The organism is Gimesia alba (assembly GCF_007744675.1).
Lineage (GTDB): Bacteria > Planctomycetota > Planctomycetia > Planctomycetales > Planctomycetaceae > Gimesia > Gimesia alba.
Map to the genome: position 1 here is coordinate 2,492,252 of NZ_CP036269.1, position 18,047 is coordinate 2,510,298.

Below are 18,047 nucleotides of genomic sequence, written 5' to 3' on the forward strand. Positions count from 1 at the left end.
TGCTGGTCTTTCTAATGTGTGAAGGTAATAATATACCTGCTCAGGCAGGAGCTGGGGAAGTCGAATATGTATCGAGCTCAAATTTTCCACAAATCGATGCTATTTCTATGCTTCGGCAATTGACCAGAGTCTGCAGACCGTGCGAAAATAGGGCTAGAATCGTATCACGCATCTAAATATCTATATCCTTGAATGTTGTAGGGCAGTCAAATACGATATACTACTGTGATACTTAGATTTAGAACTTAAATGGAGTCTTATATGACGACTGTCTTCAAACGTATTTGTTTGACTTCCATGATCGTTTGTGGTCTGACTGGTTCAGGCATGGCTGCTGAGACGGGCAAGCCTGCCAGTTTAACCTATGAGGAACACATCCGGCCGATTTTTCGTGCCCATTGTTTTGACTGTCATGGTGCCACCGAAGAGCTGAAAGGCGGGCTCGACTTGCGTCTTGTTCGATTTCTGATCAAAGGGGGCGAATCAGGCGAAGCGATCGTGCCGGGGAAACCGGAAGAGAGTAATTTGATCTCCCGCATTGAGAGTGGCGATATGCCGCCGGGAGAGGCACGGGTTCCCAAGGATCAGATCGAAACACTCAAACGCTGGATTGCCGCCGGTGCCAAAACAAGTCGTCCTGAGCCGGAAACGATTGGTCCCGGTCTGGGAATCACTCCGGAAGAGCGGGCGTACTGGGCTTTTCAGCCGATCAAGCGACCGCAGGTGACTGATGCGGTAAAAAACAATCCCAAAGTCCGCACTCCCATCGATGCGTTATTACTCCAGGCGATGCCGGAAGGGCTGACGTTCTCACCGGATGCCGATAAGCGGACGTTGATCAAACGGGCGTATTTTGATTTGACCGGTCTGCCTCCGAGTCCTGCAGAACTACAGCGGGCACTGTCGAACAATGCGGAGAACTGGTATGAAACATTAATAGACGAACTGCTTAAGTCTCCCCATTACGGTGAACGCTGGGCACGGCACTGGCTGGATGTGGCCGGCTATGCTGATTCCGAAGGTTATACGGTCAAAGATGATGTTCGCCCCTGGTCCTGGAAGTATCGTGACTATGTCATCAAGTCACTCAATGCCGGCAAACCCTTTGATCAGTTTATTATCGAGCAGTTGGCGGGAGATGAACTGGTTGGAAAGCGGGAAGGGGATCTCACCGAACGGCAGATTGAATTACTGACGGCGACCGGATTTTTGAGAATGGCCGCCGATGGAACCGGCAGCGGTAGTAACACGCCTGAAGCGCGGAATCAGGTGATTGCCGACACAATGAAAATTGTCGGTTCTTCCTTGCTTGGCTTAAGTGTGGCTTGTGCACAGTGTCACGACCATCGCTACGATCCGATTCCACAGTCCGATTATTTCGCACTGCGAGCTGTATTTGAACCAACTTTCGACTGGCAGAAATGGCAAACGCCGCAGCAACGTCGGGTTTCTCTCTACACGGCTGCCGACCGGGCGAAAGCTGCGGAGGTCGAAGCGGAAGTGCAAAAAGTAGTGAAGGAAAAAAATGAGAAGCAGGCCAAATATATGGCAGAAGCGTTGGAAAAAGAGTTGGCGAAATATGAGCAGCCGTTGCGTGATCAATTGAAGACCGCGTATCAGACCGAGAAGAAGAAACGCACGCCTGAGCAAGTCGCACTACTCAAGAAAAATCCGAGCGTGAATATTTCTCCCGGTGTGCTCTATCAATACTTGCCGAAAGCCGCCGAAGAATTGAAGAAATTCGATCAGCAGATTGCAGAGATCCGCAAGAAGAAACCGGTTGAAGAGTTTCTGCGTGTGGCCATTGAACCTAACAATCATGTACCAGAAACGAAGTTGTTTCATCGGGGCGATTACCGTCAACCGAAGCAGACCATCAAGCCGGCTGCGTTGACTGTGGTTTCGCCAGAAGGGCAACGGCATGAACTTCCACTGAATGACAAGAGTCTGCCGACAACGGGGCGGCGGCTGGCGTTTGCCCGCTGGCTGACGAGCGGACAGCATCCGCTGGTGGCGCGTGTATTGGTCAATCGTATCTGGATGCATCATTTCGGTCGGGCGATCGTGGGAACGCCCGGCGAATTCGGTAAGCTTGGCTCCAGCCCCACGCATCAGGAACTGCTTGACTGGATGGCAGCCGAATTCATGGAAAAAGGCTGGGATCTGAAACAACTGCATCGCACGATTATGCTGTCGACGGCATATCGTCAGGCGGGCGCGCATGATCCGAGTAAGGAATCGATCGACGCCGACAATCATTACTACTGGCGAAAGCCGATCATTCGCATCGAAGCGGAAACGTTGCGTGACCGGATGCTGGCGGCATCAGGGGTTCTCAACCGACAGTTGTATGGTGCTCCTGTGGCGATTAAAGAAGATGATTTTGGTCAGGTGGTCGTTTCGGGCGAACAATTGCGACGGAGTCTGTATATTCAAGCACGACGCAGTCAGCCGGTCGGCATGCTGCAGACATTTGATGCACCCGTCATGGAAACGAACTGTGAACGACGTTCCAATTCGACGGTGGCGACGCAGTCTCTGATGCTGATGAACGGTTCGTTTATCCTGTCTCAAGCTGCAAAACTGACCGACCGAATTTCGCGTGAAGCGCCTGAATTACAGCCGGACGCATTGGCTGCGTTACCGGAGCTTCCGCCGACTGCGAAGCCGGCCTGGAGTTACGGCTATGGAACGCTTGATGAAACGGCTTCGGTTAAAAGTACGTTTACCGCACTGCCTCATTGGACTGGTTCGAGCTGGCAGGGGGGCGCCAAGCTTCCTGATGCGAAACTGGGATGGGTCACGCTGAACGCGGGCGGCGGGCATCCTGCGAGTCAATATACTGCGATTCGTCGCTGGACGGCTCCGGCAGCAGGAACACTGTCTGTGACAGGCAAGCTGCAGCACGGGAGTGCGCAGGGGAACGGAGTGCGTGGGCTCGTGATCTCCAGTCGTTCCGGCCTGGCTGGTCAATGGAACGCGAAGAACGGCGCTGCGGATACCAAAGTTGCGACGCTGACGGTCGAGCCGGGAGATACGGTTGATTTTATTACTGATGCCATCGGCGGCGATGTCGGCTTCGATTCCTTTTCGTGGGGTGTTCAATTGACGCTGCAACGGAAACAGGGGCCGGCACTCAAATGGGATTCCGCTGCCGAATTTCGTGGGCCGGAACCACCACAGAAGAGTCTGCCTGCCCAGGCCGCGTATGCGTTTGAATTAACGCTCTGCCGGAAACCAACGCCGGACGAACTGCAAATGGTGGTGCGTTTCATAGGCAAACAGCTGGCGTATCTGCAGGAGCATCCAGAGCAGATTCCCAAAGGTGTGAGCCCGGCGCGACAGACGGTTACCAATCTCTGTCAGGCGTTGATGAGTTCGAACGAATTTTTATATATCGATTGAGAATGACCTAGTGGGAAATTCGCAATCAAAGAGAATCAAATAACGCCTTTTCACAGGTTTTTGAATTATGACACAGTATAGCAGACGACAGTTTCTCGCAGAAAATGCCATGGGCATTGGTACGGTGGCGCTGGCCTGGTTACTGAAGCAGGACAATCTGCTGGCCAAGCCAAAGAGCGTTACTTTAGCGCAGCAGCATTTTGATCTGACGCCGAAAAAAGCGCAGTTCGCGCCGCAGGCCAAAGCGATGATCTCGCTGTTCCAGCATGGCGGTCCTGCGCACATGGATCTGACCGATCCGAAGCCCGAACTGACCAAGTTTAGTGGAACGGATTTCAAAGGTGATATTCAATTCAGTTTCGTCAATCAGGCCAGTAAAAAACTGTTGGGCAGTCCGTGGAAATTCCGCAAGCATGGTGAGTGCGGCACCGAGGTATCGGAACTGCTGCCCCATTTGGGCGAGATCGTAGATGACGTCTGCCTGATTCGCTCGATGCATACCGGTGCGAACGGGCACGAAGTTTCGATTCGTTATTTTCACGGCGGCATTCCCGGCGTGGTGGGGCGACCGAATTTAGGATCGTGGCTGGTGTACGGGTTAGGGACCGAGTCACAAAATCTGCCCGCTTATATGGTGCTGACTGATCCGGGCGGGCTGCCCGTGGATGGCGTCACCAACTGGTCGAACGGTTTCATGCCATCGCTGTTTCAGGGAACGGTGCTGCGTCCGAAAGAGCCACGGATTTTAAACCTGGACGCGCCGGCGCACTTGCGCGGTTCGCTGCAGGCACAAAATCTGGAACTGTTACAGGAACTGAATCGCAAGCATTTCGAAAAGCATCCGCATGAATCCGATCTGGAAGCGCGGATTTCGAGCTATGAACTGGCGGCCCGGATGCAGACATCGGCCCGCGAGGCACTCGATCTCTCACAGGAGACCAAAGCGACTCAGGAGATGTACGGCCTGGATGATCCCAAGACGCGCGAATACGGCACGCGGTGTCTGATTGCCCGTCGTCTGGTAGAACGCGGGGTTCGATTTATTCAGCTGTTCCACGGTGGTCAGCCTTGGGATAACCATAGTAGCATTATCACCGGACTGCCCGGGATTTGCGGCCGGACGGATAAACCTTCGGCGGCACTCGTGAAAGATTTGAAGCAGCGCGGCATGCTGGAGTCGACGCTGGTGCATTGGGGCGGTGAGATCGGACGGCTGCCTGTCACGCAAAGTCACGGCGATCCGAAAAAAGCGGGCCGCGATCATAACGGGCAGGGCTTCAGCATCTGGCTGGCCGGTGGAGGCGTCAAAGGGGGAATGACGTTCGGGAAAACCGATGAATTTGGTCATCGGGCGGTCGAAAATGTGGTGACTCCCAACGATTTCCAGGCAACCATCATGCGGCTGTTCGGGCTCGATTATAAACAGCTGCTGTATCTGCATAACGGCCAGGAGCAAATCATCACCAACGGCCGTCCTGCGAAAGTCGTCGCTGAGATTCTGGAACAACCTCCTGAAAAGGCGAGTTAGCAGTTCGGAAATAACTGAGATCGGAACATCGGCTGATCTGTCTGAGTGCTCCTCATCGAGCCGATTTGAACTGTCACTTCAATCTGCGATTGAGCACGTCTGTTTTTGCGCCAACGGATAAAACCGGTTGTAGTGATATTCCTTTCTGGCGACCTTGAAACCAAGGTAGATCTACCTTGGTTTCAGTTCTTTGCCTCCCCGCTTGTTGCCAAAATACATCCTATCTTATTGATGTGTAGCAATTTCTTTCACTCATTAAATGACATAACTGGCTTTGAGTCTACTCATAAATTTTGCGCGTTGGACAGGACGATGGAAAACGGTATCAAATATATTTCCGCTCATCAGGCGATTTTGGAGAACGTCGTCGATGCAATTATTACGATTACGTCTCAGGGAGAGATCCATGCATTTAACCCTGCCGCGGAACGTTTGTTTGGGTACACCACAAGCGAAGTTCTTGGAAAGAACATCAAGATTCTCATGCCTTTACCCTACCGTGAAGAACATGATGGCTATCTGGCCCGCTATCTGACAACCGGGAAAGCAAAAATTATCGGCAGTGGTCGCGAAGTGGTTGGGCAACATAAAGATGGGACTACGTTTCCCATCCATCTTTCGGTGAGCCAGGTTTTCATTGAAGAGGACGGTCAGGATGAAGAAATTCTATTCACAGGAATTATTCGTGATCTGACGAGTGAAGTCAAACAGAGACAACTCAACGCAGACTACGAGGGACAAATTGCAGCAATCAGTAAGTCACAGATGGTGATAGAGTTCGCATTGGATGGAACGATTCTCAAAGCCAACGAAAAATTTCTGGAAACAATGGGTTACTCTCTGGATGAATTGATCGGCCAGCATCATAGTGTCTTTGTTGATCCCAGAGAACGAGAGAGTGTGCAATATGCGACATTCTGGGAGCAGCTCAGACAAGGTGAATATATAACAGCCCAGTTAAAGCGTATTGACAAGCATGGTCACTCTGTCTGGATCCAGGCGTCTTACAATCCGATTTTGGATTTGAATGGAGAACCATTCAAGATCGTAAAATACTCTGTTGATGTCACACAACGTGTGCTCATCGATCAGGCATTGAAAGTCGCTAAACAGGATTTAGTTCATGCGAAGGAAGCGGCAGAATTGGCCAATCAAACCAAGAGTGAATTTCTCGCCAATATGAGTCATGAGATTCGAACACCGATGACAGCGATCTTGGGCTTTACCGACGTCCTGCTTGGTAGTGTCGTCAAACCTGAGGATATTGATTCAGTAAAAATAATTAAACGGAATGGTGAAAGCCTCATCGGGCTGATTAACGACATTCTCGATTTATCCAAAATAGAAGCAGGGAAACTGGATGTGGAGCACATAGACTGCTCTGCGCATCAGATTGTATCAGACGTTGCCTCATTGATGAGAGTCCGCTCTGCCTCTAAAGGTCTGGATTTGAAGGTCCGCTTTGATGGTCCGATCCCAGAGACGATCTGTTCTGATCCTACCAGGCTGCGACAGGTGTTGATAAATCTTGTCGGTAATGCGATCAAGTTTACGGAAACAGGATCGATTGAAATCGTAGTTCGACTGTTGAATGGAGCAGAGGATGAACCCAAGCTGCAGTTTGATGTGATTGATAGTGGGATTGGGATTCCCAAAGACAAAATCGAAAAACTCTTTTCACGGTTTACACAGGCGGATGGCTCAACGACGCGCGAGTTTGGCGGAACTGGATTGGGATTGACGATTAGCAAACGACTTGTAGAACTTTTAGGGGGTATGGTTTCCGTTTCCAGTAAAATTGGGGAGGGGAGTACCTTTACTGTGACTGTTGCCACCGGGTCGCTAGACAATGTCAAAATGGTTCAAAGCTCTAATGAATCGATAGTTGAAGAACATACAGAAACTGAGACATCCGCTGTTGCCAAATCGGAGGCTCCCCTTCACAACTACCGCATTCTGTTTGCGGAAGATGGTCCCGATAACCAGCGGCTGATTAGTTTCGTATTGAAAAAAGCCGGAGCAAAGGTCACTGTTGTCGAGAATGGTCAGGTTGCTGTGGACGCGGCGACGAAAGCTCTGGCAGAGGATGATCCATTCGATGTGATCCTGATGGATATGCAGATGCCTGTGCTGGATGGTTATGCAGCAACGCGGCGGTTGCGAAATATTGGGTACTCCAGACCCATTATCGCTATAACCGCTCATGCAATGTCAACAGACCAGCAAAAATGCCTGGATGCAGGCTGCGATGACTACGCCACCAAACCGATAAACCAGAATAAGCTGATTCAGACAATCGTCAGTCATGTCAAGCGGTCAGGGGACGTCTGTCCGGCATAATCAGGATCTTTCAAGTATTCCTGGTTAGGGCATGACGGGGTTCCCAAATCGGATGGATCCTGCTATGGTTCCGTTTCGTGTTTCCATCGATTCACTGTCCCCTGTGCCTTTTTCGCCGGTTTATGAATACGTCCCTCATTCATTTTCGACAACAGTCTTCCAACCATCGACCGGGTTTCACCATTCTGGAACTGCTGGTCGTGATGGCGATTGTGGGCCTGCTGGTTGGGTTGATTTTGCCCGCCGTAAATTCCGCACGGGAGTCGGCACGCAAGATTCAGTGTGTGAATCACCTGCACCAGATTGGGACCGCTTTACATAACTATCATGATGCGTATCGCCGTTTGCCGGCGGGATGGCGGCTCGATGCTTCCAGAGAAACGGCTTTTGGCTGGGGGGCGAGTCTGCTCCCATTTCTGGAGCAGTCGAATTTAGCGTCCCTGGTTGATCTTCAGTCATCGGTAGATGCGGCGGGCAATGCCGTTTCGAGAACCGTCACGCCGGCTTTTTATCGCTGTCCGTCGGATGTGGCCGAGGATTTGTTTACTCTGTTTGAAGAAAACGAAGAAGGTCATGAAACCTCGGGGTTGCAGTCCCATTCAAGACTGATTGATTTGCCGAGCGCCAATTATGTGGGCGTGTATGGGACCAGTGACCCGGATGCGATCGCCAGTCAACCGGGGGATGGGGTGTTTGTGGCCAATCGATTTCTCCGTTTTACGGAATGTCAGAATGGATTAAGTAATATCATCATGGTGGGAGAACGGACTGCGCGGAAACTGCCTTCGACCTGGCTGGGGATTGTGATGGAGGGGGAAGATTCCAAGGGGCGGATGGTCGGATTTGCCTATGTGGGGCCCAATCGACGTGATGCAGACGAATGCGAGTTTGACAGCCGACATCCCGGTTGTGCGAATTTTCTGTGGGGCGACGGGCATGTGAAATCAATTTCCGATTCGATTGACGCGCCCACCTATCGACGATTTGCGACACGCCGCTGAATCTGCCTGGTCTGGCTTCATTTTTTCTGCTGTTATCAAGGCACTCTGATGTGTTGTGAGGCTCTTGATTTGGGATTGCCGTTCGTTCTTGTATTGACAAAAAGGGGCGCGTTCACGATGATTCGTCTCTGGTAATACTATATTAATAGTAGTTTTGGGGGCGGCTCAAAACGCAAAGGAATGTGAATCACACAGCGACGCGAATTGAACAGGATATGAATTTTCAGGTTCGCAAACGAGAACCAGAGCTGATGGATCAGCCAGGCTTATCAGAGCGTGAGCATGGCTCTGCTTTAAACGGACTGCGGCGCGTGAACTGGTGGAGTCGCAGCAGCGCGATTTTATGGCCCTCGATTCAAAAGCTGGCGCACACGGTCGAGCGGCGTCCCTTGCGAATTCTGGATATTGCCAGCGGTGGCGGCGATGTTGCCTTGAATCTCGCACGACGGGCGCAGCGCGCCGGAATTGCCGTTGAAGTGGATGGCTGTGATATCAGCCCTTACGCCGTGAAACATGCGTCGGATCTGGCGGCCCGAATGCAGCTTGATCAGGTGCAGTTTTACGAACGCGATATTCTGCAGGAACCGGTGGACGGAGAATATGATGTGGTGATGTGCTCTCTGTTTCTGCATCATCTGGATGAAGCACAAGCCGTGCAGTTATTCAATATTATGTCCAAGGCCACCCGGCATCTGGTGCTGGTCAATGATTTAAAACGGTCTCGGGTCGGCTATTGGCTGGCCTGGGCGGGCTGTCGTCTGTTAACCCGCTCTCCGATTGTGCATACCGACGGACCGCTGTCTGTCGCGGGTGCGTTTACGATGGAGGAAGCCGCTGACTTAGCTGCGCAAGGGGGACTGAGCGGCTTTCAAATGACGCGGCACTGGCCACAACGCTGGCTGTTGGAATGGAGTCGAACATGACTCTGGTTCACGCGATCAGTATGACGGAGGCCTGCAGCAGAGACTGGGATGTGGTGGTGATCGGTGCGGGGCCGGCTGGCACGGTCGCAGCCCGTCAGTTAGCACTGCAGAAACGGCGTGTTTTATTGATTGAGCGGAAGGCGTTTCCCAGATACAAAGTTTGTGGCTGTTGCCTGAATCAACGGGCGATCTCCGCGTTACAGGAGATCGGGTTGGGTGATCTCCTGGAAGAGTCAAATGCGGTTCCCTTGAATTCGTTTGAGATGCGATTTAGCGGACGGGCGGCGACGATTCCTTTACCGGGGGGACTGGCGCTCTCACGGGCTGTGTTCGATGAACGGCTTGTGGAAGCGGCGGTGGACGCGGGCGCATTCTTTTTGCCGGAAACTACAGCCACGTTGCAGAACAATGCAGAGCAGGATCAGACGCGGCAGGTCAAGCTGGCACAACAGGGGCAACCTTCGGGGACTGTGACTGCGAAAATCGTTCTGGCAGCAGATGGGCTAGGGCATCCCAGTCTGCAGCATTGTGAGGCGTTTGAGAGTACCGTATCACAGAGTTCCCGCATGGGGGTGGGGGCATTACTGGCGAGTGACAATTTATCAGACTACCCGACGGGCGTGATTCATATGGCCATCCATCAATCCGGTTATGTAGGACTGGTGCGGGTTGAAGATGGCAGAGTGAACCTGGCGGCGGCGATCGACGGGGACTTTATCAAACAGAGCGGCAGTCCTGCGGCGGCGGTGCTGGCGATTTTGAAGGCATCCGGTTTTCCGACCTTCTCTGAAATCTCGGAAGGGAGTTTCAAAGGGACGATTCCCTTCACCCGCAAAACCATTCGGCCGGTGGGGAAGCGCGTGTTTGTGTTGGGGGATGCGGCCGGTTATCTGGAACCCTTTACAGGAGAAGGGATGGCGAATGCGATTGCGGATGCCGTTGCCGTCGCGGAGCTCGTTCCGCAAGGCCTTTCAGAGTGGGATCAGAGCCTTGAGCAGACCTGGTTGAAAAAACATCATGAGATCACAGACGGAAGATTATATTGGTGCCGCTGGCTGGCGCAGTTGTTGCGTTTGCCTGTTGCGGTGGGAATCGGGCTGCGTTTATTTCATTTGTTTCCGGCAGTGGCGCGGCCGATTGTCGCCCGTTTAAATCATTAAAGAACAGCGCACTTTCAGCGAGAGCCTCTATGAGTTTTGAACTACTGGGAATTGGTACGACGACGCCTCAACATTCGATTGAACAGGCGGATGCAGCCGTGCATGCGGAAGCATTGAGTTGCAGTGCTGTGTCGACGGATCAACAGCGGCGTTTGCTCCCGATTTTGTATCGTCGGGCGGGAGTCAAAACGCGGCATAGTGTCGTCTTGGAGAGCAGTACCAACGGGGAAATGGCGCGACAGACCTTTTATCCGCCTGCGACATCTGATGGAGACTTTGGTCCCACGACGTCGCACCGGATGGAAGCTTATGAAACGCATGCGTCCGCGCTGGCGATTTCCGCTGTCCGCCAGGCCTTGCAGGACGGGAATGTGAATTCCGATGAGATCACTCACTTAGTGACGGTGTCGTGCAGTGGGTTCAGCGCCCCCGGTTTTGATATTCTGTTGTTGAAGGAGCTCGGTTTCTCGTCAGATGTGTCACGCACTCACATCGGTTTTATGGGCTGTCACGGCGCGTTGAACGGATTGCGGGTGGCGAAATCGTTTACAGACAATAACCCTGAAGCACGCGTTGTGGTCTGTGCGGTGGAGCTGTGCAGCCTGCATCAGCAGTATGGCTGGTGTCCGGATAAGATTGTGGCCAATGCGCTGTTTGCGGACGGGGCGGCTGCGGTGGTCGGAAAACAGGCGTCGGATCCGGCGGAAGAAAGCTGGAGGCTGGTTTGCTCGGGTTCCACGGTGGTGCCTGATTCAGAAGAGATGATGAGCTGGCGGATTGGCAATCATGGATTTGAAATGACGCTTTCTCCCCAGATTCCGGATTTGATCAATGCAACACTGCGAAACTGGCTGGAGCAGTGGCTGGCACAACAGGATTTGACGATTGAAGAGATCGGCTGCTGGGCCATTCACCCGGGCGGTCCTCGCATTCTGAATGCGGTCGCGGAAGCGGCGGGATTTGATGAAACGTTACTAACGCCCTCGCGCGAAATTCTGGCAGAATTCGGCAATATGTCGTCGCCAACCGTGTTGTTTATCCTGAAAAAACTGCAGGCAGAGAACGCGGCATTGCCGTGCGTGATGCTGGGCTTTGGTCCCGGACTGACGATTGAAGCCGCACTGGTTCGTTAATCGGAAATCGCAACTGGTTAGGCTGACGGTTCTGTTGCATCCCGTTCGGTCGCCAACGTGAAGAATCGTCCGAGGGGACTTAACAGGAGCGCCGGTAAGACGATCAGGTCTCCCAAAATTGCCATAAACAGCAGGCCGAACATCATCCAGGCAAAGCGTGAGGTCGGAACAAAATTGCTGAAGGCAAAGACCAGTAAACCGAGGCCGCAGATCAGTGAAGTCTGGATCATCGCTTTGCCGCAATGTCGATAGGCATACAGCACAGAATCGACGGCACTATAACCTGCATCGAGTCGACGCCGAAAGAACGTCAGATAATGCAGTGTATCATCGACGGCAATTCCGAGTGCTACACTGGCCGTCATTACCGAGCCGATGTCGACAGAGACGGAGAGCCAGCCTAACAGGCCGAAGATCATCAGAGGGGGGAAGACATTCGAGACCATCGAGACCAGGCCGGCGACGATGCCACCTTGAACGATGGTCATGACGACGGCGATGATCACAAAGGCAAACAGAAAACTTTTGAAGAGATCAACCATTAATTGACGCTGGATTTCGTGGACTAAAGGCATGATGCCGGTTCGTTGTGTTGCAATGCCGGGGGGGACGGTTTCGAACGAGCTTTGAATTGTCGTATCCACTTTATTGCCGATCATATCCAGATACGCATTATAGTCGGCGTTGTTCAATGAACTGACATACGTGCTGATGCGAAACTGACGCTGCCCCTCCTGTTCTTTCAGGTAGCCTGAGTCGATGAACCGTGATTTCATTCCCAGCAGAGCTTCGTTGGCCTGGTATTGAAACAGTTGAGTCGAGAGATTGGCTGGGCGGGGGAACCGTGGTGCGAACGTCATCGTGGAAATCGTTCGGTTCAAGTTTTCCGTTTTTTTGAGTTCCTGTTCGATATTCCAGACCATCAGTAACTGCTCCCGAAACGAAAGTTGTGCTTCCGGCGTGCAGGTCAAAACGACTTCAATGGGAACGAGGGAGCCGACATTGTCTTCCAGCCAGTGATAGTCATTCAGGATTGTGCTCTGTTCGGGAAACAGCGTTTCGATGCGGACCGACGTGTTGATTCGGGAAATACCGAAACCAGCTGCAGCCATCGCTGCCAGTGAAACACAGGCAATGGGCAGATGTTGTTTGTTGAGTGCGGCTGTTAAATAAAACCAGACGTCATGTCGCGCGGATTGGGAACTCTCTGACTCTGTTGCTTTCGGGGGCTTGTTTTTGATGGGCCAGACAGAAAACATACCCGGGATGAGCGTCAACAGTAAGCCGGTGGTAATCAGAACGCCACAGGCGGCGTATCCTCCGAACAGCCGGATCGGGGTTAACCCGCTGACTAAGAGTGAGGCGAGTCCGATGGCGGTCGTACCAGCAGAGAGCAGGCAGGGCAACCAGCCGATTTGAAACGCGTAGGCCGCCGGTTGTTTGATGCTGGGATCTTTGACGGCATCAAAATAATAGTTGACCAGATGAATGCCCCCCGCCACCGCCAGCACCTGAATCAAGGGGGGCATGACAATCAGGAGGGCGGTAATACTTTCGCCGCTGTAATGAATGAGGGCGAGTGTGATTCCCTGGGCGAGTAACGAAAGTCCGAATACCAGGAGGGCCGCCCGAAACGAACGCAGGCAGATCCAGCAGATGAAAAGCACAATCAGCGTGGAAGGGAGTACAAAACGGTCGAGTGAATCTTTGCTGGCGAGATCAATTTCCAGGCCATCAATGATCGGTCCTGCCAGATGAACTTGATCTGTGTCGAGTTGACAGTGTTGCTGTAACGCGTCGCGAATGGAAGCGACCAATGCTTTCCGTTTCTGCAAACCTTCCGGCGTAAAGCTGACGATGATGCAGGTGGTTTTGCCATCTGCGCCGATGAAGGTGCCGCGTAGTCTGCTGTGAACTTCTTCCGTCGTCAGACCCATCTGAGGCGCATTCAGGGAACGATAGAGTTCGCGTCCTGAAATGACGCGTTCGAAATACCATTGTTGCTGTGCATCCTGAAATTCGTCTGCGGTGCGCAGGGCTTTGACGAAGTGATCCAGGTCGGGGTTGTCAATCGTGCATTCGGGCCAACTGATGATGACGGTATCGCTGTTTCCAAACACCTGACAGAATTGATCGTAGTCATTGCGCGCGGGGAAGGAAGAGCTGACCCAGTCGATGGGTGAGTTGACTTTGGTCTGCATCGCCTGCGAGGCGCCGTAGCCGATCAGAGGGAGCAGCAGGAGCAGGTAGCTTACCAGTAACCAGAACCGTCTTCGGTTAATCGACATGCAGCAAGAGCTTTAAGATGACTGAAATTGAGAATGGAAAAGATCGAATTATGATCAGGAAGTGCATGGAAGATCTTCAGGCGCTGATTTTTTCCGGAGTTTTGACGGGCTCCGGAGTTTTGACGGGAACCGGTTTTGTTTTTCGTTTTCCCAGGGGGCCAAAAAACAGGAACGGATAACCGGGAACTTTCTCTTGATAGTCTTGATACGGTTTTCCAATATAAAACAGGAGTCGCTGGTCTTTCAGATAGCTGCCCAGGAAAATGTAAGTCGTCCAGATACCGGTCAGAATGGCCCGGTCGAGTGTCATCACGGGGGTGAACCAGAGTAAGCCCATGAAGCTCAGGTAAACCGGATGTCGCATGCAGCAGTAGAGACTACGTGGATGAAATTCGCGTCGGGGGAGCGGTTTCTTGCGTAACCAGAACCACCACTGCGTTAAGCCGGTCTGGTAGCCTAAGCCTGTGAGGTTAAGGCTATAAAGTAGCGCCAGCCAGGAGCCGTAAAACCCGGCGGTCATCAGCCCGTTGCCTGCGCCCTCGAAGTGCCAGAGTTCCAGCGGACTGCTGCGCCAGCAGAACGCGGTGAGCAAGATTCCCAGGCAGGTCTGCAGACAAAACAGCGAGCCGTAAAAGGGCGAGGGGAGCCAGCGCGTGATCAGACTGCGGATTTTGGGATAAAGGAGCAGGCTGTGTCCGACGGCAAACTGGAGTGCCAATACGGCATCGATCCAGAGGAACCCGGCGGCGTGATGGCGGTAGTCTTCTTTGAGAAACCAGAACAGATGCCAGACCGTGAACAGGAACAGTAACTGTATGGCGAGACCGAATGTGATTCCAACGAAGCGTTGCATCCCTGCATCCTCGTAATCGTTGTCGCTAATTTAATTATAAAGGTTTTCGAGCAATGAAGCATCCATACTGCATTGCACCAGTTTCATACGCTTTCAGAATGGTTTCAAATCGATCCAGGAACATCACCGTGTCCCGATCAATCAATCGTGCCAGCCAGCGAACGCCGGTTTTCTGCACGCGTTGCTGACAGATTTCCCAGGTCTGAGAGACCCGATTGGTCCAGTTATGATATTCCTGGAATTCCAGTCCCCCGTTTTCCATCCAGGACTGATAATCTTCCGCACTTCCCAGTGACGGGCAGAAGAAACCTTCACAGACATCGTAGACCTGCTGAATCGCGTCTTCACTTTCCAGTTGATCGCCGGCCAGCCACGCACAAATGACCATGCGACCGCCGGGGCGTAACCAGGAAGCGGCTTTGTGGAAAAAGGCCTGTTTATCAAACAGATGCTCGGTGCATTCGATGCTCCAGATGACATCGAACGATTCGGGCGGAAACTCGGCGGTTTCTGCGTCCTGGCAGAGAAACTGGGTATTGTGACGTTGTCCGCGCCAGCGTGATTCCAGCGAGGCCCAGCGCTTTTGCACCGGGCTGAGAGTGATGCCGGTTACCTGACAGCCGAAGGTTTTGGCCAGATGAATCGAAGAGCCGCCCATGCCACAACCGACGTCGAGCAGACTCTCATCGGGCTGAACGTCGATAAATTCAGCCAGCGTCTCAGTCAATTTCTGTTGTGCGATGGCGGACGTTTTCTCATAGTCTGATAGTTCCAACGCGGCATTACTGTGTTCATCCCACAAACCGTGATGAATGTGTCGTCCCCAGAGCAATCGGTAAAACAGTGTGGTTAAATTGTAGTGGCTGCGAATGACATCTTTTTGGACGGTGGGACAACTAATCATGGGATGAGGCCAGGTTCAGGATGTGAAAGAGATGACTGTAACATGATAAAACAGACTGTTATTTGGCAACGTCGAGTTCACCGTAGATTTTCAGTTCATCGGTAATGCCGACGGCACCAAAGGCTTTACTGTAGGGGGTAATGCCAAAATGCGTCTGCTTGATCGAGAAGCTGGTTCGCACATGGTTCTGTTGGTTTTTATCTGTGACTTCGGCAATCAGGCGCAAATTTCGCGTGACGCCATGCAGGGTGAATTTGCCATCCAGTTGATAGAATGATTTTCCCGTGGGGGCATTTTGTTTGACGGGGACGGCCGAGGCAATTTCGAATGTGGCGGTCGGATACTTGCGGACATCCAGCACACTACTGCCCAGCATGTTCGCGTTGACGTCTTTTTGCGTTGAGGCAGAAGTCATCCCTTTCAGACCAATGTATTTGCGGGCTGCTGCCGTGTCTGCTTTCCAGGTGGTCATGTCGAATACAATCTTGCCGGCATTGCTTCTGGCGCCCAGATTCAATGTTCCTGATTTGATTTCTCCGATCACGGCGTGTTCGTGTCCGAAGCCGGTTTTACCGACGAAGGTATAGACGCGACTTGTTTTCGTATTCACCTGGCCTGTGGCATCTTGTGCCTGAACGCTGGTAGAAAGGCTCATACTGAGCACAACAAAACCTGCAATCAGCAGGGAATTTATGCGTTGGTAATAGGATACCTGAGGTGACATCTGACGAATCCTTGTCTAAATTGCAGTCTGGTTTTACGATTCCTGACTTCCGAAATCCCTTGTCTTGTGGGGCGAACCATAACAACTATGGATATAGTAGTAAATGCCATTTTCTCAAAAAACAGGCCAACAGGCGAAGTCGCTTGTTTCCCGATCAGCGTGAAATTGCGCTGGGAATCAGGTTTGCAGGGAATGTGGGAATCGCTAAAATCAGCGCACAGAAATATTTGCGATTTTCGATAGATAGGACCAATGTGAAAGATTATCGACTCACTCACTACGAACTGGAATTGATGGGAGTGATCTGGGAACTCGAAGAAGCAAGCGTGCAGGATGTGTGCGATGCCTTACCGCGTGAGTTGGCTTATACGACCGTGATGACGACGCTCAGTCTGTTGGCGAAGAAGAAAAAAGTGTTGAAGCGTATCAAACGTGGTCGCGCCTATATCTATCAACCGGCTGTGACGCGTGAAGAAGTTTCGCAATCGATGCTGGGGCAGTTGAAACAGGTTCTGCTGGGAGATTCTCTACCGACGCTGATGGTGAATCTGCTGGAAAACGAGAATATGTCAGAGGATGATATTTCCGCGCTCAAGAACGCGATCAATAAACTGGAGTCGAAGGAATGACGCCAGCCGGCTTTCTGGAAACGATCAGTTCTCTCTCACTACAATCAGCGGTCCTGATTGGCGTGATCGGGGTCTTGACCTTTCGGAATAAAAAATCGCCTTCCGCACATCGGATGTGGGCCGTTTGTCACATGCTGTTACTGGTGCAGTTTCTGTTGGCATTCGGAGTGCCTCATCCACGATTGTTTTCCCCCACTCTGATTGAATACGGCGGTTACTTCGAAGCTGTTCAGAACGTGGAGTCTGGTCTCGGCCAGATTCTGATGATGATCTGGCTGGCGGGAGTTGCGGTCTCATTGGTCTTACTGGTGCTAGGAACCACTCAGACGGTACGGATTCTCCGTCGTGCCATTCCCATCGAACTAAAATCGCTGACCGATCAACCGTGCCTGCATACAGGCGGCAAATCGATCCTGTTATTAAGCAGCGAAGAGACACACACGCCGTTCTGCTGGCAGATCCATCAGCCTCTGATTGTGCTGCCGCGTTCGATTCTTTCTCTGCCGGCAGACGAACTGGCGATGATTATTCGTCATGAAACAGAACATCTTCGGGCCGGTCATCCTTTGCATCTGTTTTTGCAACGACTGGTCGAGGCGGTTTTCTGGTTTCACCCACTGGTCTGGTGGAGTTCGCGTCAGGCGGTTTACAGCAGAGAGTTTTATTGTGACAACCAGTCAGTGCATAGCAGCAGCGAAGCTTTGGTCTATTTAAAAAGCCTGCTGCACTTTGCCGAACAACAGAAAAAAGGCTGGAATTCCCTCTCAGCGGGATTTGTGTTTCGGAACAGTCCCAGTCTGATCCAGCAACGTGTGAGCCGATTGACCAACCGTGACTGGTCTGGTTCGCCTGCGATGAATACGAATCGTTGGAGGATTCCGGTGGTTTTGATGACAGCGCTGCTGTCGCTCTTGTTGTGGATTCCTCTGAATGTCTCTGCATCGAACCGCTCGTTCTGGTCTCCCTGGCCGAGTTGGTCCACTCACGTGTTGCACTCGATCGGGATTCCGGCCCGCGATTACGAAATTGACGGGCATCGCCTGCGACCACACGAGCATTATTGAATCCGGAACACGGCGTTTTTACGGATTGTTGTTCATGGTCTCAAGCTGGTAAGTCGAAGGAAGTTCGGCGAGGAAGCATCGTCTTGCCAGTATAG

The 18,047-nt window shown here is 52.2% G+C and carries 13 protein-coding genes; 9 read left to right on the plus strand and 4 right to left on the minus strand.

The window, feature by feature from the left end; all coding sequences use genetic code 11:
- Window positions 1–261 precede the first annotated feature (261 nt).
- The 7 genes from Pan241w_RS09365 to Pan241w_RS09395 all read left to right on the plus strand — a co-directional run bounded on the left by Pan241w_RS09365 (window position 262) and on the right by Pan241w_RS09395 (window position 11,490).
- Window positions 262–3,405, plus strand: coding sequence for a PSD1 and planctomycete cytochrome C domain-containing protein (locus Pan241w_RS09365; protein WP_145214206.1), 3,144 nt, complete (start codon window positions 262–264; stop codon window positions 3,403–3,405).
- A gap of 67 nt (window positions 3,406–3,472) precedes the next feature.
- Window positions 3,473–4,933 (plus strand): DUF1501 domain-containing protein, encoded by a 1,461-nt coding sequence (locus tag Pan241w_RS09370; RefSeq protein ID WP_232107396.1) that lies wholly within the window; start codon window positions 3,473–3,475, stop codon window positions 4,931–4,933.
- Window positions 4,934–5,245: 312 nt separating this feature from the next.
- Window positions 5,246–7,273 carry a PAS domain S-box protein gene (locus Pan241w_RS09375; protein ID WP_198000430.1) on the plus strand — a complete coding sequence of 676 codons (2,028 nt, stop codon included), beginning with the start codon at window positions 5,246–5,248 and terminating at the stop codon, window positions 7,271–7,273.
- 122 nt (window positions 7,274–7,395) lie between these two features.
- Window positions 7,396–8,274, plus strand: a complete 879-nt coding sequence (locus Pan241w_RS09380; RefSeq protein ID WP_145223292.1) for a DUF1559 domain-containing protein — start codon at window positions 7,396–7,398, stop codon at window positions 8,272–8,274.
- A gap of 182 nt (window positions 8,275–8,456) precedes the next feature.
- Window positions 8,457–9,197: a methyltransferase domain-containing protein gene (locus Pan241w_RS09385; protein ID WP_198000431.1), complete on the plus strand. Its 741-nt coding sequence runs from the start codon at window positions 8,457–8,459 to the stop codon at window positions 9,195–9,197.
- Window positions 9,194–10,357 carry an NAD(P)/FAD-dependent oxidoreductase gene (locus Pan241w_RS09390; protein WP_198000432.1) on the plus strand — a complete coding sequence of 388 codons (1,164 nt, stop codon included), beginning with the start codon at window positions 9,194–9,196 and terminating at the stop codon, window positions 10,355–10,357. The genes Pan241w_RS09385 and Pan241w_RS09390 overlap by 4 nt, the downstream gene beginning before the upstream one ends.
- Window positions 10,243–11,490 (plus strand): type III polyketide synthase, encoded by a 1,248-nt coding sequence (locus Pan241w_RS09395; protein WP_261344292.1) that lies wholly within the window; start codon window positions 10,243–10,245, stop codon window positions 11,488–11,490. Before Pan241w_RS09390 ends, Pan241w_RS09395 begins: the two co-directional genes overlap by 115 nt.
- Before the next feature lie 17 nt (window positions 11,491–11,507).
- Here Pan241w_RS09395 and Pan241w_RS09400 read toward each other — a convergent pair whose 3' ends face one another.
- From Pan241w_RS09400 to Pan241w_RS09415, 4 genes are all read right to left on the minus strand, one after another.
- Window positions 11,508–13,778, minus strand: coding sequence for an efflux RND transporter permease subunit (locus tag Pan241w_RS09400; RefSeq protein WP_145214221.1), 2,271 nt, complete (start codon window positions 13,776–13,778; stop codon window positions 11,508–11,510).
- Window positions 13,779–13,854: 76 nt separating this feature from the next.
- On the minus strand, window positions 13,855–14,631 hold the full coding sequence (locus Pan241w_RS09405) for a hypothetical protein (protein ID WP_145214224.1): 777 nt from the start codon (window positions 14,629–14,631) through the stop codon (window positions 13,855–13,857).
- A 34-nt stretch (window positions 14,632–14,665) separates the two neighbouring features.
- On the minus strand, window positions 14,666–15,535 hold the full coding sequence (locus Pan241w_RS09410; RefSeq protein WP_145214227.1) for an SAM-dependent methyltransferase: 870 nt from the start codon (window positions 15,533–15,535) through the stop codon (window positions 14,666–14,668).
- Window positions 15,536–15,593: 58 nt separating this feature from the next.
- Window positions 15,594–16,259: a YceI family protein gene (locus Pan241w_RS09415; RefSeq protein WP_145214230.1), complete on the minus strand. Its 666-nt coding sequence runs from the start codon at window positions 16,257–16,259 to the stop codon at window positions 15,594–15,596.
- Between Pan241w_RS09415 and Pan241w_RS29695 the strand changes: the two genes are divergently transcribed.
- Entirely contained in the window at window positions 16,253–16,888 is a 636-nt protein-coding gene (locus tag Pan241w_RS29695) for a BlaI/MecI/CopY family transcriptional regulator (protein ID WP_232107397.1), read from the plus strand. The two genes, Pan241w_RS09415 and Pan241w_RS29695, sit on opposite strands and share 7 nt — an antisense overlap.
- Complete coding sequence (locus Pan241w_RS09425; RefSeq protein ID WP_145214233.1) at window positions 16,885–17,952, plus strand: M56 family metallopeptidase; 1,068 nt, start codon at window positions 16,885–16,887, stop codon at window positions 17,950–17,952. Before Pan241w_RS29695 ends, Pan241w_RS09425 begins: the two co-directional genes overlap by 4 nt.
- The last annotated feature ends 95 nt before the right edge of the window (window positions 17,953–18,047 follow it).

Excerpts from the sequence above, each read along its gene's own strand:
- Pan241w_RS09365 (WP_145214206.1), top strand. The coding sequence starts at position 262 with ATGACGACTGTCTTCAAACGTATTTGTTTGACTTCCATGATCGTTTGT.
- Pan241w_RS09370 (WP_232107396.1), top strand. The coding sequence starts at position 3,473 with ATGACACAGTATAGCAGACGACAGTTTCTCGCAGAAAATGCCATGGGC.
- Pan241w_RS09375 (WP_198000430.1), top strand. The coding sequence starts at position 5,246 with ATGGAAAACGGTATCAAATATATTTCCGCTCATCAGGCGATTTTGGAG.
- Pan241w_RS09380 (WP_145223292.1), top strand. The coding sequence starts at position 7,396 with ATGAATACGTCCCTCATTCATTTTCGACAACAGTCTTCCAACCATCGA.
- Pan241w_RS09390 (WP_198000432.1), top strand. The coding sequence starts at position 9,194 with ATGACTCTGGTTCACGCGATCAGTATGACGGAGGCCTGCAGCAGAGAC.
- Pan241w_RS09400 (WP_145214221.1), bottom strand. The coding sequence starts at position 13,778 with ATGTCGATTAACCGAAGACGGTTCTGGTTACTGGTAAGCTACCTGCTC.
- Pan241w_RS09405 (WP_145214224.1), bottom strand. The coding sequence starts at position 14,631 with ATGCAACGCTTCGTTGGAATCACATTCGGTCTCGCCATACAGTTACTG.
- Pan241w_RS09410 (WP_145214227.1), bottom strand. The coding sequence starts at position 15,535 with ATGATTAGTTGTCCCACCGTCCAAAAAGATGTCATTCGCAGCCACTAC.
- Pan241w_RS09415 (WP_145214230.1), bottom strand. The coding sequence starts at position 16,259 with ATGTCACCTCAGGTATCCTATTACCAACGCATAAATTCCCTGCTGATT.
- Pan241w_RS09425 (WP_145214233.1), top strand. The coding sequence starts at position 16,885 with ATGACGCCAGCCGGCTTTCTGGAAACGATCAGTTCTCTCTCACTACAA.